At 62.7% G+C, this 15,236-nt stretch carries 13 protein-coding genes; 8 read left to right on the forward strand and 5 right to left on the reverse strand.

What is annotated here, in order from left to right:
* The 6 genes from EEB12_RS15960 (at position 1) to EEB12_RS15985 (ending at position 9,001) form a co-directional block, all read left to right on the forward strand.
* On the forward strand, positions 1 to 645 hold the full coding sequence (locus tag EEB12_RS15960; protein WP_029256750.1) for a (2Fe-2S)-binding protein: 645 nt from the start codon (positions 1 to 3) through the stop codon (positions 643 to 645).
* Positions 642 to 3,164: an aerobic carbon-monoxide dehydrogenase large subunit gene (cutA, locus tag EEB12_RS15965; protein ID WP_060939376.1), complete on the forward strand. Its 2,523-nt coding sequence runs from the start codon at positions 642 to 644 to the stop codon at positions 3,162 to 3,164. Before EEB12_RS15960 ends, cutA begins: the two co-directional genes overlap by 4 nt.
* Positions 3,161 to 3,832: an SRPBCC family protein gene (locus EEB12_RS15970; RefSeq protein WP_003946004.1), complete on the forward strand. Its 672-nt coding sequence runs from the start codon at positions 3,161 to 3,163 to the stop codon at positions 3,830 to 3,832. Before cutA ends, EEB12_RS15970 begins: the two co-directional genes overlap by 4 nt.
* A 281-nt stretch (positions 3,833 to 4,113) precedes the next feature.
* Positions 4,114 to 6,213, forward strand: a complete 2,100-nt coding sequence (locus tag EEB12_RS15975; RefSeq protein WP_019746087.1) for a hydantoinase/oxoprolinase family protein — start codon at positions 4,114 to 4,116, stop codon at positions 6,211 to 6,213.
* Positions 6,213 to 8,153, forward strand: coding sequence for a hydantoinase B/oxoprolinase family protein (locus EEB12_RS15980; RefSeq protein WP_003946069.1), 1,941 nt, complete (start codon positions 6,213 to 6,215; stop codon positions 8,151 to 8,153). The genes EEB12_RS15975 and EEB12_RS15980 overlap by 1 nt, the downstream gene beginning before the upstream one ends.
* Positions 8,154 to 8,167: 14 nt before the next feature.
* Positions 8,168 to 9,001 (forward strand): NmrA family NAD(P)-binding protein, encoded by an 834-nt coding sequence (locus tag EEB12_RS15985; protein WP_029256748.1) that lies wholly within the window; start codon positions 8,168 to 8,170, stop codon positions 8,999 to 9,001.
* A 6-nt stretch (positions 9,002 to 9,007) separates the two neighbouring features.
* Here EEB12_RS15985 and EEB12_RS15990 read toward each other — a convergent pair whose 3' ends face one another.
* Genes EEB12_RS15990 through EEB12_RS16010 form a run of 5 tightly spaced genes read right to left on the reverse strand, consistent with a single transcriptional unit; the run spans position 9,008 to position 13,432 of the window.
* On the reverse strand, positions 9,008 to 10,018 hold the full coding sequence (locus EEB12_RS15990) for a YdcF family protein (RefSeq protein WP_019746084.1): 1,011 nt from the start codon (positions 10,016 to 10,018) through the stop codon (positions 9,008 to 9,010).
* A 25-nt stretch (positions 10,019 to 10,043) separates the two neighbouring features.
* Positions 10,044 to 10,850 (reverse strand): ABC transporter ATP-binding protein, encoded by an 807-nt coding sequence (locus EEB12_RS15995; protein WP_029256747.1) that lies wholly within the window; start codon positions 10,848 to 10,850, stop codon positions 10,044 to 10,046.
* A complete protein-coding gene (locus tag EEB12_RS16000) occupies positions 10,850 to 11,632 on the reverse strand; it encodes an ABC transporter permease (protein ID WP_258537307.1) in 783 nt (260 codons plus the stop codon). The genes EEB12_RS15995 and EEB12_RS16000 overlap by 1 nt, the downstream gene beginning before the upstream one ends.
* A gap of 2 nt (positions 11,633 to 11,634) precedes the next feature.
* Complete coding sequence (locus EEB12_RS16005) at positions 11,635 to 12,417, reverse strand: ABC transporter permease (protein WP_020971398.1); 783 nt, start codon at positions 12,415 to 12,417, stop codon at positions 11,635 to 11,637.
* Positions 12,418 to 12,427: 10 nt separating this feature from the next.
* Positions 12,428 to 13,432 (reverse strand): ABC transporter substrate-binding protein, encoded by a 1,005-nt coding sequence (locus EEB12_RS16010; protein WP_029256745.1) that lies wholly within the window; start codon positions 13,430 to 13,432, stop codon positions 12,428 to 12,430.
* A gap of 195 nt (positions 13,433 to 13,627) precedes the next feature.
* On the opposite strand from EEB12_RS16010, the gene EEB12_RS16015 reads away from it, so the two are divergent.
* Together EEB12_RS16015 and EEB12_RS16020 are read left to right on the forward strand one after the other, a co-directional pair.
* Entirely contained in the window at positions 13,628 to 14,410 is a 783-nt protein-coding gene (locus tag EEB12_RS16015) for an IclR family transcriptional regulator (protein WP_019746079.1), read from the forward strand.
* Positions 14,407 to 15,219, forward strand: a complete 813-nt coding sequence (locus EEB12_RS16020) for an alpha/beta fold hydrolase (RefSeq protein WP_141488105.1) — start codon at positions 14,407 to 14,409, stop codon at positions 15,217 to 15,219. Before EEB12_RS16015 ends, EEB12_RS16020 begins: the two co-directional genes overlap by 4 nt.
* Positions 15,220 to 15,236 lie beyond the last annotated feature (17 nt).

Consider the following 15,236-nt stretch of genomic DNA (forward strand, 5'->3'; position numbering starts at 1 on the left):
ATGTCCAAAAACGATCGCTCCATCGATGATCAACTTGCCGAGTTGGCAGCAGACACCGGTGAGCACCATGTGGCCGTGACGTTCACGCTCAACGAGGTGACGAGCACCGTCGTTCTTCCCTCCCGCACCTTGGCTTCGGATGCCATTCGTCACCACCTCCGTAAGACGGGCACGCACGTCGGTTGTGAACACGGCGTGTGTGGTGCATGCACCGTGCTGCTCGACGGAAAGCCGGTTCGGTCCTGCCTCGTCCTCGCTGCCAGCCTCGAAGGTCGATCGATCACGACCGTCGAAGGCCTCGTCGAGCCGGACGGTACTTTGCATCCGGTTCAGCAGGCGTTCAAGGATTGTCACGGTCTGCAGTGCGGATTCTGCACACCGGGATTCGTGACGACCATCGCGGCGTTTCTCGAGGAGAACCCCAATCCCACACGTGAGGAAGCAACCGACGCGATCGCGGGAAACCTCTGCCGTTGTACGGGATACCAGAACATCAGGGCGTCGGTTCTGCGCGCAGCCGAGATCAAGCGTGAACGGGCCGGGCAGTTCCCGCTCGGAATCGACGACGCGTCCACTCGGGAGGCGTTGGATCGCAAGGTGCGGGGAACGACGAATCCCGTCGGAGGACGGGCGGGTAAGGCATGAGTACTCCGGTCAAACCAGCAAAGCGCAACGGGGCGAAGCACCCGGCTTCCGATCATTCGACGGCCGATCATTCGGTTGCCGACGACGGCAAGTTCTTCGGTAAACCGATTCCGCGCGAGGAAGATACGCGTCTGCTCAGCGGTCAGGGGCGATACCTCGACGATCTGGGCCACAACGCGCTGATCGCGGCATTCGTCAGGTCGCCGCACGCTCATGCGCGAATCATCGACATCGACATCGACCAGGCGCTGGAAGTGCCTGGTGTGCATGCCATCTACACCTACGAAGATCTCCTGGCCGACACGCCGGAAATGGCGGAGAACCTGCCACTGCTCATTCCGCATCCGGGAATCATCGCTCCGCGCAACGGGTATCCCCTCGCGAAGGACGAGGTGAAGCATGTCGGCGAAGCCATCGCCATGGTGGTCGCCGACAACCGGTACATCGCCGAGGACGCTTGCGCGAAGATCGACGTCACCTACGAGGCGCTGAAGCCTGTAGTGGGGATCGACGTCGCTCGCACCGCCGCCAACGCCGTCCACGCCGACGTTCCGGACAACGTCGCCGCTCACCTGCAGCACGGGTTCGGAGATCTGGATGCCGAACTGGCCGCCGCGCCGCACCGACTGACGCTGGATCTCGAAATCGAGCGTTCGGCTTCCATGCCGATGGAGGGCAAGGGTGTCTACGCGCGCTGGGACGGCGACGAGAACACCCTCACGTTCTGGACCTCCACCCAGACCTCCACGTCCGCCCGCGCCGCAATCGCCGCGCGATTGGGGATGGCGCTGAACAAGGTTCACTGCATCGCTCCTGACGTCGGCGGTGGATTCGGCGTCAAGATCGTTCACCCGTGGCCCGAAGAAGTGATGATCACGTGGGCCGCTCGACGCCTCGGCCAGGCCGGCATCTCCTGTGAGGTGAAGTGGGTCGAGGATCGCCGTGAGCACTTCATCTCGAGCGCGCACGAGCGTGGGCAGATCCAGAAGGTCGACATCGGATTCGACGACGAGGGTCGTCTGTTGGCGTTCGACTTCACGTTCTGGCACGACAACGGTGCCTACCTGCCGTACGGGATCATCGTCATGATCAACACCGCGACGCAGGTTCTCGGGCCGTACAAGCCGAAGTCGTTCCGGGTCAACGCCTATTCGCTGTACACCAACACGGTCATAGTGACCCCGTACCGCGGCGCCGGACGTCCGCAGGCCGTGTTCGCTATGGAGCGATCCATGGACGCCATCGCCAAGTACCTGAACAAGGACAAGATCGCGGTGCGGGAGGCGAACTTCATTCGCCCCGAGGACATGCCGTACGACTTCGGCCTGATGTTCCAGGACGGACGCCCGTTGATCTACGACACGGGCGACTACCAGGCAGGCATCGACAAGCTCAAGAAGCTCATCGACTGGGACGGATTTCCCGAGTACCAGAGGAAGGCTCGCGCCGAAGGGCGGTCGGTCGGCATCGGTATCGGTGCGTACGTCGAGGGAACCGGCCCGGGGCCTTACGAGGGTGCACACGTCGTGGTCGAGACGTCCGGAAAGGTCAAGGCGGCAACAGGCTTGACGACGCAAGGCCAAGGCCATCAGACCGCCTTCGCCCAGATCGTCGCGGACGATCTCGGAGTCAAGGTCTCCGACGTCGAGATCGTCACGGGTGATACCCGCCGGTTCGGTTATGCCGTAGGCACTTTCGCCTCGCGTGGTGCGGTCATGTCGGGTTCGGCCTTCCATGTCGCGGCGCAGATGGTCGCGGAGAAGGCGAAGAAGATCGCCTCCGGAATCTTGGATCTGCCGGAAACCGAACTGGAACTCCGGGAAGGCCACGTGTGCAAGATCGGCACCGAAGCCGGTGTGGAAGGTACGTCCGTACCGCTGAGTGTTGTTGCCGTGCTGTCGAACCCGCTACGATATGCGTTCGACCGTGAGTCGAAGCTGGCCACCGGTTTCGCCAAGACCGACACGGACATGTCGAAGCCGCCGATTCCCGAGGGTGAGCAGCCCGGTCTGGAAGCAACAGGCTACTACTCGCCGCCCAGTTCCACCTTCGCTTCGGGAGTGCACGCGGCGATCGTCGAAACTGATCCCGTGACAGCCGAGATCACGGTCCGTCGTTACGTTGTCATCCACGACTGCGGGAACGTGATCAACCCCCGCATCGTAGAAGGCCAGGTCATGGGCGCAGTTGCGCAAGGTATCGGCGGCGCACTCTACGAGCGGATCGTCTACGACGAGCACGGGCAGATGCTCAACGCGTCGTACATGGACTTCTTGATGCCGTTCGTCACCGAGATGCCGGATTCGCTCGAGATGGATCACACCGTCACGCCGTCAGGGCTCAACCCACTCGGAATGAAGGGTGCCGGTGAGGCCGGTGTGATCCCCACCAGCGCCGTCATCGCGGCCGCCATCGAGGACGCCGAAGGAATCTCGATCACGTCCATGCCCATTTCACCGTCCGAACTGTTCGAACTTCGACTCGCACATGCGGGTTCGTCATCAGAGGAGAATTCATGAGAATCGCCGGCACCGCGCAGTTGACGGCACCTCGCGAAGAGGTCTACGACAAGCTCCAGGACGGTCGTGTACTGGCCGCGACCATTCCCGGTGTGCAGTCGCTCGAGCAGCTCACAGACAATCATTACAAGCTCTCCATCATGGCCGGAGTTGCGTCGATCAAGGGCGTCTACGACGGCGAGGTTGTTCTGTCGCAACAGAATCGGCCCAATTCGTTTGTCATGACGGCTTCGGGGGCTGGTGCTCCCGGCACGGTGAAGGCGGACGTCACGGTCACCTTGACGGAGAACGAGGGTGGCACGCTGCTTTCGTATGACGCCGATGCCGTGGTCGGCGGGATGGTCGGCGGCGTCGGGCAGCGCATGATCACCGGTGTAGCCAAGAAGATGGCCGGGGTGTTCTTCAAGAGCATCGACGGCGTCATTGCCAACGGCATCCCCGAGAAGGTCACTGCCGCCGTGGCGGCGGCAATACCGGCAGTGGCGGTCGAAGGCGCGCCGGTAGTCTCCGGAGCTGTCGCGGCACCGGCGGTTCTTCCGGCCGCTGCACCGACAGCGGGCGGCACAGATGCTCGCACGGTGATGGTCAGCGCCGTCGTCGGCGCAGCCATTGCTTTGTCAGGTGTTGCTATAGGCGGATTCCTGGCGCGTTCTGGTTGTCGCGAGTAGTTCACTCAGGTGTCAACAGCTGATTCACGATGAGGGAAACGCCCCGAACCGACCAGGTTCGGGGCGTTTTTCACGTCCGCGTAACCCACGGGGGCGCCGGCGAAGATCCGCTCGTGATCGTGCGCCGAACCTTGGCCCCCCGATTCGGCGAATTGTGACAAAGAATCCGCCCTTCCGAACCTGTGGAATAGCACTACACGTCAGGTACGAGCCACTCACCGGCTAGGCCGCAACCGTCGATCGGTACCAGACGAGACGAGCCAAAGATCTCAGGAGGAAGCGTGGAACCCAGGAAGATTCGGGTCGGTATCGATACCGGCGGAACGTTCACCGACATCGTGGCAGTGGACGACGAAACCGGCGCCATCGTCACCACCAAGACCCCGTCCACCCCGGCGGACCCCGCCGAGGGCTTTCTCGCCGGTATCGAGAAGGTACTCGCCAAGCTCGGCGAGAGCGGCGACTCGATCGGTGCGGTCAGCCACGGCACGACCGTTGCGACCAACAAGCTGCTCGAAGGCAAGGTCGAGAACCTCGGCTTCATCACCACCGAAGGCTACGAGCACGTTCTCGAAATCGCTCGTCAGTCGGTGCCGGACGGCTACGGCAACTCGTACTTCTGGGTCAAGCCCGAACGCATCGTTCCCGCCGATCGTGTACGCACCGTCGGTGGACGGCTTTCCTTCGACGGCAGCGAGATTCGTCCGCTCGACGAAGAGAGCGTTCGCAGCGCAGCGCAGTTCTTCAAGGACCGCGGCATCCGGACCATCGGCGTCTGCCTCATGCACTCGTACGCCGATCCGACGCACGAGGAGCGCGTTCGCGACATCCTCTTCGAGGTCTTCCCCGATGCGACGGTGAGCATCTCGAGCCAGGTGCTTCGTGAGTACCGCGAATACGAGCGGTCCATCACCACTCTCGTCGACGCCGCGGTCAAGCCGAACATCCGAAACTACGTGAACAACATCGCGAATCGTCTGCGTGAGTTCTCGACCACCGACGGCGAACCCCGCGACATACCGTTCTACGTCATGAAGTCCAACGGCGGTGTCCTGTCAGCCAAAGAGGTTGTTCACCAGCCTATTACGACAGTCCTGTCGGGACCGGCTGCCGGAGCTCTCGGTGCTGCGCTGATCGCCGATGCGGCCGGCGTCGAGCAGGTGTTGACCTGTGACGGCGGCGGAACATCGACGGACGTCACCGTCGTGGTTCGCGGCGAGCCCGCGCTGACCACCGAAGGGCGAGTAGGCAACTACCCCTCGAAGATCCCGATGATCGACGTCGTGACCGTCGGCGCCGGAGGTGGCTCGATCGCGTGGATGACGCCGGAACGCACCCTCCGCGTCGGCCCTCAGTCGGCGGGCGCCGATCCCGGACCGTTGTGCTACGGCAAGGGCGGCAGCGAACCGACCATCACCGACGCGCACGTCCTGCTCGGGCGCATCCCACCCCATCTGCTCGGCGGCGAAATTCCCCTCGACACAGAACTGGCACGCAAGGGCCTCGAAGAGCTTGCAACACAGCTCAGTCTGGGCTTCGAGGAGTGTGCGGTCGGTGTCCTCGAGGTTTCGGCGTGGAACCAGGCCAACGCCCTGCGTCAGATCACGGTCAAGCGTGGCCTCGACGTTCGCGACTTCACCCTCGTGACGTTCGGCGGCTCCGGCTCCCTGCTCGCCTGCCGTCTCGTCGACATCCTGGGTCTGAAAGACGTTCTTGTCCCGCTCAATCCGGGTAACGTCTCCGCGTTCGGTCTGCTGACGGTCGATGTCCGCAACGACTACGTCCAGACGCATGTCAGTCGTCACGACCGGTTGAAGGCTGAAGACCTGCAGAGCCAGTTCGACGCGTTGGCCGGCGAAGCCGAGATCGCGCTCGCCGAAGAGGGTTTCGACGAGACGCAGCGCAAGTACTCCCGTACTGCGGATCTGCGTTACCTCGGTCAGGCCTTCGAGGTACGCGTCCCGGTGGCGGAAGGTACCGTCACGGCGCAGATCATGGACGACGCGGCCGAGGCGTTCCATCAGGCGCACCGCGAACTGTACGGCTACGACTTCCGGGGAGACCCGTCGCAGCACGTGGAATGGGTCAACCTGCGCGTGAGTGGCATCGGCCCGATCAAGCGTCCGACGCTCAAGGAGATCCCCGCCGGCACTGGCGCCGACACCGCCCGAACCGGTTCGCGGCAATCGTATTTCGACAGCTGGGTCGAAACTGCTACCTACGACCGCACGCTGCTCGGTGCGGGTGACGTCATCGAAGGACCGGCCGTGATCGAGGAGTTCAGCTCGACTGTCCCGATCCACCCCGGATTCTCGGCACGTATCGACACCTTCGGGAACATTCGTATCTCGAAGTCTTCCGACTCGAACGGAGTGAAGTGATGACCGCCATTCTCGATGCTGCTGCTGCCACCGCGGCCAAGCCGTACCGACTCACCGCTACCGACGGTGCGTCACCTGATCCGATTCTGGTCGAGATCGTCGCCGGTTACCTCGCCAGCGTGGAAATGGAGGTCGAGACCTCCATTTCGCGCACCTCGCGTTCGCCGATGATCCGTGACGCTCACGACTTCCGCGCGGGTATTCACGACCGGAACCTCCGCAAGCTCACGGGCCGTTCGTATTCCGCCCTGGTTCATCCGATCGCCCGGGACTTCCCACTCGAGACGATGAAGCCGGGAGACGTGTACTTCCACAACGACGTCTACCTGTCCGAAGGTGGCATCGGCCATCTCCCCGACCTCTGCGTCACGGTGCCTGTCTTCGCCCGCGTCACTCCCGATGCCGAGCCGAAGGTTGTTGCGTTCGTTCAGGCATTCGGTCACCACGACGACATCGGCGGTTGCTGCCCCGGCTCCATGCCGTCCGGCGCCACCACGGTGTACGAAGAGGGTTTGATGGTTCCGCCGATCAAACTGTGGGACCAGGGAGTTCCCAACGAGGCGGCGCTGCGCATCATGACGCGTAACTCCCGCATGCCGGACGCTCTCGCAGCTGACCTCGACGCCGAGTGCTCGGCGTGCCTGATGGGGGCGCGTCGACTCACCGAATTGTTCGAGCGCTACGGCGTCGACACCGTCGAGTCGTGCTTCGACGCGATGATGGACGCGACCACCGAGACGTACCGCCGCGAGATCCTCAGCAAGATCCCGGTCGGTGAGTACACGTGGGAGGACTACGCCGAGCACGACGGCGTCGACGAGCCGATGCTCCACATCCAGCGGATCACGCTCACGAAGACGCGGCCGGAGGACGAGGGCGGCGAGCGACTCATCCTGGACTTCAACGGAACCGGACCGCAGGCAAAGGGCCCGATCAATCACTGCGGTGACTACGCGGACGGAAACTTCCTCATCAAGTGGTTGGCCCCGATTCTGCGTAACCTCGCGGACACCCCGGAGCGCATGGCCGAACTGGATGTCAACGAGGGCGTCGTACCGCTGATCGAGATGAAGTTCCCCGAAAAGGGAACATTGATCACCCCGATCTTCCCTGCCCCCACCAACGCTCGCACCTTTGTCATCCTCCGTCTGCTCGGAGTGCTGGCCGGCGTCGTCGCCAAGGCTGTGGACGGCAACATGCCCGCCGACCAGGAGACCATCAGGTACACCGGTGTTTACGGTGAAGACTTCGAGGGTCACTCGTACCTCATGCGTGAGGTGCTCGGCGGCGGTTCGGGCGGACGCTATTACGCCGACGGTGAGGACACGATTCACGTCGTTCCCGATTCACGGAACCTGCCGACCGAATTCACCGAGAGCCGTTTCCCCTTCATCGTCGAGAAGCTCGGTCTGGCCATGGATTCCGGCGGAGCCGGACGCTACCGCGGCGGCCTGGGATATGAGAAGCACATCCGGATGCTCAAGGATGCGCACTTCATGTCCATTGCGGATCGTTCGATCCTCGCCTGCTGGGGAGTCAAGGGCGGCAAGGCCGGTCGGCCGTTCTCCGTGGTCCTGGATCCGGGTGGACCGAACGAGCGTGAGTTCGACGCTCTGACCGATGCCGAGCCGATCAAGGCCGGCGAGGTCGTACGGATTCGCACCACCGGTGGTGGCGGTTGGGGAGATCCACTGGAGCGCCCGATCGAAGAGGTCTTGCGAGACATTCAGTGGCGCAAGGTTTCCGTGGAGGGTGCACGCGACGACTACGGTGTTGTCGTGATCGAGGGTGACGAGCCGTCGGTCGACGAGGCTGCTACCACGGAGCTACGGGATCAGTTGCGCTCGGAGCGCGGTGAGAACGAACCCTTCTTCGATCGGGGTCCGGGCTACGCGCAGCTTTCCGGTGGCGCCACCTCAGCGGTCTACGACTACGTCTAGGACGGAAAACTCTCATGGAGAACGGAATTGCTCGCGGCGCCGACATCGCGGTGATCGGCGCCGCGGGTAAGACCGGTGAGGCAGTCGTCGCTGCACTGCCGCAGAGCGTGACAGCTCGGCGACTGGTGCGAAAGGCGCGTGTCGACGGGGACTTCGAGGTAGAACTCGAAACGGGAAGAGGGCTGCGCAAGGCGCTCGCCGGGTGCCGAGGGGTGTACTTCATTGCCCCGAACGTCCATCCCGACGAGCCGGCGCTGCTTCGCAATGCGCTGACGGCAGCGGCTTCGGCGGGGGTGGAGCACTTTGTCTATCACTCCGTGGCGTGGCCGTTCAGCCCGTCAATGCCGCATCACCTGGACAAAGCCAGGTGTGAGGACGAACTGCATCGTTCGCCCTTGAAATGGACTGTGCTGCAGCCATGTGCATACGCGCAGAATTTCGAAGCAGTACTCACGGGTCGGTCAGAGACCATCGTCGTGCCGTACAGCGCGGACACGAGGTTCTCGTTCGTGAGTTTGGCGGACGTGGCAGCTGTTGCCGCGGTCGTCCTGAGCGAGGGCCCGGGCGAGCATCACGGAGCGACGTACGAGGTGGGCGGCCCGCAAGCTCTGAGCGTCATGGAGGTGGCACAGATGGTGGAGAAGCAGACGTCACGTACCGTCGCGATAGAACAGATCAGCGTGGATCAATGGCGTGAACAGATCGGCAGCGGCCTGGACGTCAACGCCAGCTCACGATTGGCGGCGATGTTCGAGTTCTACAACCACCACGACTTCCTTGCAGGCAGTGCTGCCGTGGAACTGCTTCTGGGTCGCCGACCGATGGGCGTCGAGAGCCTGATTCGGTGAGGCTTGCTACGCAATGCCTCCTGCCGCCCAGACAACCAGTGGGGGCAGGGCGGCGAGTATCAGGCAGACCGTTCCGTTGAGCCACTTGTGTTCCACCGTGACGGCGGCGAACTCGCGCAGAATAGCGCTCGGCAGGTAGTACCGGGCGGTGTGGGAACCGATGACTTCTGCGTCCAGATCGAGGCTTCGGGCAAACGTTGCGGTTCGGAGTATGTGGAAGTTGCTGGTGACCAGAACCATTCGAGGCTTCGTGGTGTCGGCTCGGAGAAGGTCCCTGGTGTACTCGAGATTCTCGAGCGTGGTGGTCGAACGGTCCTCTAGCATCACGTTCTCGCGCGGGATCCCGTGATCGACGAGGTAGACGCACATTGCCTCAGCCTCGCTGACCACCTCGTCCGATCCCTTCCCGCCGCTGACGACCAACAGCGGTGAACGTCCTTCGCGGACCTCGGCGCGGAAGACGTCCGCGGCCTTGTCCAGACGGCTGGCCAGCAGGGGCGTCACGTCGGCACCCGAAAGCCCGGCGCCGTGCACCACTATCGCGTCCATCCCGGGCTGGTACTTCTGGCGTCCGTACACGTAGGAGTAGAGCAGAAAGCTCGTGAACAGAAACCCCAGGTACGACGCGACCAGGCTGAACGATCCGAGAACGACTGCGAGCCAATATCTCTGCGTCAGCAACGCTGATGCGAGCAGTACGTAGGGAACGAGCAGTCCGAGTCCGGCGACGAGGGAGAGCAGGTTCGCCACGCTGAATCCCTCGCGCCGCAGCATCGTGACCCCGTTGACGATCAGGAATCCTGCAAGCAGGAGCACCAGCAACGGCGAGAGCAGAGCGATCGTCGCGATGACGAACGACGGGATCTCCGTCCCCGGTGCACCCGACTGCAGCATCCACAGACCGGTGAAGATCACTCCGAGAAGTAGATAGACGCCGTTGCTCAGCCTCCGCCGATCCTGCCTGAACCGGTAGCCGCAGAATCCGAGCAGCGCGAGGCCGATGAGGAGAAGGATCACGGAGCCAGACTAGGCGAGGTGCCCACTACACGGGCGCCACCGTTTTGGACTGCTGGATCGCGGACAGCACCCTGGTACGGCACTCGATGAACAGTGGGTCCGCCTTGGTGGTCAGTTGATCTCGAGCTCCGGTCAACGGGACGTCGACGATGTCCTGCATCAATGCCGGCGTTCCGCCGAGTACGACCACTCGATCGGACAGGTACACCGACTCGTCGACGTCGTGGGTGACCAGGAGGACGGTGATACCAAGATCACGTTGAAGCGTCAGCAGCAGGTCTTCGAGTTCCGCGCGGGTCTGCGCATCGACCGACGCGAAGGGTTCATCCATGAGGAGTACCTGCGGCCGATAGGCGAGAGCGCGAGCTATCGCTACCCTCTGCTGCATTCCGCCGGACAACTGCCAGGGGTAGGAACGCGCAGCACCACCTAGACCGACAACGGCGAGTGCATCGGTAACCCTCTCGTTCTGAACCTTCCGCGCCAGACCGTTGCCCCGCAGCGGCAGGCGAACGTTCTCGCCCACTCGAAGCCACGGCATCAGTGTGCGTCCGTAGTCCTGTGACACGAGAGCCAGAGTGGCCGGCGGTGCATCGATCGCGATCCCGGCGATGCGGACCTCACCGGTGGTCGGCTTCTGCAGACCGGCGATGCAACGAATCAGCGTGCTTTTGCCGATGCCGGAATGGCCGACGATGCAGACGATTTCTCCCGGTGCGACCGTAAGGTCGATCCCGCGGAGCACTTCGCGGCCGGTGGGGCCGCCGTAGGTCACCCCGAGGCCGCTCAGTTCGACTGCGGGTATCGATGCCGCAGATTCTGTGGATGACATCAGTTTCCTTTCACTGCGAGAGCGTCGTGGGTCCGCGGCTGCCATCTGAGCAACCATCGTTCGATCACGCCGTATCCGAGGTTGAGCACGTATCCGATGATTCCCAACAGGAGAATTCCGGACCACATGTCCGCGATGGCGAATGTCTGTTGCGCGACGATCACGAAGTGGCCGACTCCTGCAGTGGAGACATACATTTCGCTGCCGACCATGATGACGACACCGATCGCGAGACTGGTACGGATACCGACCGTTATCTGTGGCATCGCTCCGGGGAGGAGTACCTGCGTCACCAGGAGGGGTGTACGGATCCGGTAGCTGCGCGCCACCAATCGGATACTCGGGTCGATGGAGCGAATGCCGTCGAGGGTGTTGAGGAGTATCGGCCAGACCGCACCGAAGGCGATGGCGGCAACGTTACCCGTCGAACCGGTTCCGAAAACGATGAAGAGGGCGGGCAATACGGCCAGCGCCGGAATGGCGCGGAAGAACTGGAGAAACGGATCGGCAATATCGGCAGTCAGCGGGAACAGTGCCAGCAGGAGACCGGCGCCGATGCCGACCACCAGTGCCACGGCAAGACCGAAGGCAAGGTTGGTCAAGCTCGGTACGACGTCGTGGGCGAATCCCGGACCGAACCAGTTGTCCACAAACGCTTTCCAGATACGCGACAGTGGCGGGAAGTAGGGCGACTTGCTCGACTCCGAACCGAAGTACCATACGACGACGATCAAGATCGGCAGCCACAACTCCCACGCGAGGAGTCGAAGTCCTGACATCATCTTCACGTCGTCATCCTCCTCGGGATGTAATGCCAAGCAAGTAAACGATTCTCGATCGCCATCACGGCGAAGGCGAGCAGCATTCCGAGTAGTCCGGCGACGATGATCAGTGCGAACATTCGATCGGGGACGGATTGGCTCAGCAAGATCTCCTTACCGAGTCCCGGCACGCCCGCGATCAATTCTGCACCGATGGTCAGCAGCAAGCTCAGTGTTGCCGAGATGCGAATCCCGGTGAAGATGTAGGGCATCGACGCCGGTGCGACGACGAGAGCGAGTCTGCGCCACAGCGGAAGTCGGAAGGAGCGTGCGGTCGCCAGCAGTTCCGGGTCGACGTTGCGCACACCGTGAATCGTCTGGAGCAGAATCGGCCACACACTTACTGCCACGATCAGTGCCACCGCCATCCGTTGCGTCGGGCCCATGATCAGCAGAAAGAGCGGAATGATTGCGAGCGGCGGAACGGTTCGGCAGAAGTCGATGACGAAACGGGAGGAGACCGTCAGGAACGGGTGCGCGGCGAGCAGCAGTCCTGCCGGGATCCCGATGACCAGGCACAGCGCCAATCCGATCGCTGTGGTGGTCACCGTTTGTCCCAGTGATGTCCACAACGAGGACGTGCCGAGTTCGTTCACAAGTGCCACTGCCACGTCGCTGAACTTCGGAATACCTTTGACGTCCTCGTCGCCGAGCATTCCGAAGATCTGCCAGGCGGCTGCCAACGCGAAGAGCGTCAGCAGCCGACCGAGCAGAACCTGCCTGCGGCGAGTCTGCAGGGTTGTCAAGGCGGACAACTCAGTTGGCCGGGGTCAGCAAGGAATCGGCCTCGACCGAATCCGTCAGTACCCCGTACTTGACCAGCAGTTCGATCTCCGTGCCGAGAGCACCCGGTTCCACTACTGCGACGAACTGAGGATTCTTGCTGTTGGCCAGCATTTCGAGCGGAATCTTGGCTTGTGTCGAGAGTGCAGCCTTGACGGCGCCCGGATTCTGATTGGCGTAGTCGACGGATTTGGCAAGCGCCGTACGGAATTTGGCGAGTGAGTCCGGGTTCGCGTCGACAAACGATTCCGAAGCGACCAGCGAGGTCCCTGGCACACCGGGCGCGGCCAAGGGGAAGGGGTGGCCGAGGATCTTCAGCCCCGAGTCGGTTGCTTTGCTCAGGAACGGATCGATGAGGAATGCCGCATCGGCTCCGCCAGTGGAAACAAGGTCACCGAGGTTGGGCATGGGCGCCTGAATGAACGAGATCTTGTCCGCTGCTCCACCGGACTTCTCCACCGCAGCAGAGATGACTGCCTCGCTGACGGACTTCAATCCGCTGATCGCAACGGTTTTGCCTTCGAGGTCACGGAAGCCGCTGATGGAACTGTCTTTGGCGACAACGAGGCCGGACTGGTCGACGCCGTCACTCGCGGCAAAATTCGTGAGCCCTCCGACGATGGTGACGGGCATGTTCTGGCTGCGTGCCTGAATTGCGGCGGCGGCGGTCGTGGCTGCCATATCTGCATTTCCGCTGAGCAGCAACGGAATTTGAGCCGAGGAACTGGCGCCGCCCTCGACGAGCTGGATGTCGAGTCCTTCGTCGGTGAAGTATCCCTGCTCCATTCCGAGCCAGATCGGTGCGAAGTCTGCGATCGGCTGAGGTGCGATTCGAATCGTGGTGGTCTGGGTGCCCCCGTCGTCGGAGGCCGTGGCGTCGCTCGAGCAGCCGGTCAGTGCCAATGCTGCGGTCGCGACCGCAGCTAGGGCAACAACTCTGAACCGTGGTGTCGACCGAAGGGTATGTCCAACCGTCATGTCCGAAAGCCTCTCGCTGGGAAAGATATGACTTCCTTGCCGGTAATCCGGTGGGAAGGTGAAGACGCTCAAAGAATTCCGTACGCCGGAACGATTGTTGTGACTATAGTAATTTCCAAGACGAATGCCAAGGGTTTTCCAAGAACACGAGATTTCGGATCGCCGGGTACATCCACGGCACCGGGAGGGGATCGGATGACGAAGGGTTCTGCGTCCGCCGTCGACAAAGCGCTGGATCTACTCGAGGCCATCGCGCGCTCGACCACGCCGATGAAGCTCAGCGAACTGGCAGAAGAAGTCGGGATGCTCCGCCCGACTGCGCACCGAGTGCTCGGAGAACTCGCGAACCGTGGTTGGGTCTTCCGCTACGACGGTCGCTATCTCCCCGGCCCGGCTGCACTGCAGGTTTCCCACGAAGCGGCAGCGCACTCGTTGGCGGCCTTGTGCGATCCGACCATGCGGGTGCTGTCCGAGAGCACCGACATGATGGTGAATCTGCAGGTTCTCGAGAGCGGCGGAACGCGGATCATCGCGGCGCTGCGTCCCGAGAGACTCAAGATGATCACTCGGATGCTCGGGGATCTGCTTCCGCCGCACCGGTTCGCGGGTCCGCTCGCGTTGGTCGCGGCACTCGAGGACAACACCCGGGCGCCCTACCTGGCGATGGTGGAGAAGAGCGGCTATCCACTGGAAGGCCCCACCGGCTTTCTCGCCGACATAGCCGAGACGCAGAAAACCGGATTCGCCGTTGTACACAAACGATCTCAGGACATCATCGGTTCGGTCTCGCGTGCAGTGTCTTCCCGCAAGGGATCTCCGCTCTGCGCGTTGACGGTGATCGGGTTCGATACCGACTTCGATGCGAAAACGACGCGAATGGTCGAAGAACACCTGCTTCGGGCCACCGATGAAGTGCAGCAACTCCTCACTGACCACACTTCGGGCAAGCGCCCGTCCGACACAGGAGAAGAAGGATGATTTCACGGACCGAGGGCTTCATCACCGTCGCAGACGGCGAACGGGTCTGGTACGAGACTGCCGGCGAAGGCCCGGATCTGATTCTCACGCACGGTCTCGGCGGCAACGCCGCGGTCTGGTACCAACAGTTACCGTACTTCGCTCAGCATTATCGGGTAATCAGCTGGGATCAGCGAGGATTCGGCCGGTCCACCAACGAAAAGGGCAACCACGACCCGGTAGCGGCAGTCTCGGATCTGATCGAAATCATGAACCTGTTGGAGGTCGATCGAGCGCACGTGGTCGGCCAGTCGATGGGCGGTTGGGCCGCATTGGGGACCGCGATCGCTGTTCCGGAGCGGGTGGAGTCGGTAGTCCTGGCCTGCACGACCGGCGGTATTCCCGTCGGATTCGGTCCGGACGGCGCACCTCCCCTCACCGCGGCGCCCGTCACGGCGCGGCCACTGGGGGAACACCCCGCTGTGGGCGGACGGTTGCCGAGCTTGGACATGGCGAGGGCATACCTGTACCAAGCTCTCGGCACCTTCGGTCATCGCCCACCTGACACCGAGTTCTTCCGAATTCTCAAGGCCCACAACTACTCGCCGAGCGATCTTGCCGCGGTGACGGCGCCGGTTCTGCTGATCGCGGGTGAGCTGGACGATTTGATGACACCCGAGCGGATTCGCAGCGCCGCCGAGTTCCTGCCCCACGCCGAAGTGGTCGAACTTGCCGACCGCGGCCACTCCCCCTACTTCGAGGACCCACACACGTGGAACGAGTTGGTGGCGCACTTCCTGGCCGATGTTCGTGCCCGCCCAGTGCGCTGAAACACCAACTCGTCACG

It is taken from the genome of Rhodococcus sp. WS1 (assembly GCF_003797745.1).
GTDB lineage: Bacteria > Actinomycetota > Actinomycetes > Mycobacteriales > Mycobacteriaceae > Rhodococcus_F > Rhodococcus_F erythropolis.

Coding starts and splice junctions, on each gene's coding strand:
- EEB12_RS15980 (WP_003946069.1), top strand. CDS start 6,213: ATGACCGCCATTCTCGATGCTGCTGCTGCCACCGCGGCCAAGCCGTAC.
- EEB12_RS16010 (WP_029256745.1), bottom strand. CDS start 13,432: ATGACGGTTGGACATACCCTTCGGTCGACACCACGGTTCAGAGTTGTT.
- EEB12_RS16000 (WP_258537307.1), bottom strand. CDS start 11,632: ATGATGTCAGGACTTCGACTCCTCGCGTGGGAGTTGTGGCTGCCGATC.
- EEB12_RS15985 (WP_029256748.1), top strand. CDS start 8,168: ATGGAGAACGGAATTGCTCGCGGCGCCGACATCGCGGTGATCGGCGCC.
- EEB12_RS16015 (WP_019746079.1), top strand. CDS start 13,628: ATGACGAAGGGTTCTGCGTCCGCCGTCGACAAAGCGCTGGATCTACTC.
- EEB12_RS15960 (WP_029256750.1), top strand. CDS start 1: ATGTCCAAAAACGATCGCTCCATCGATGATCAACTTGCCGAGTTGGCA.
- cutA (WP_060939376.1), top strand. CDS start 642: ATGAGTACTCCGGTCAAACCAGCAAAGCGCAACGGGGCGAAGCACCCG.
- EEB12_RS15995 (WP_029256747.1), bottom strand. CDS start 10,850: ATGTCATCCACAGAATCTGCGGCATCGATACCCGCAGTCGAACTGAGC.
- EEB12_RS16020 (WP_141488105.1), top strand. CDS start 14,407: ATGATTTCACGGACCGAGGGCTTCATCACCGTCGCAGACGGCGAACGG.
- EEB12_RS15970 (WP_003946004.1), top strand. CDS start 3,161: ATGAGAATCGCCGGCACCGCGCAGTTGACGGCACCTCGCGAAGAGGTC.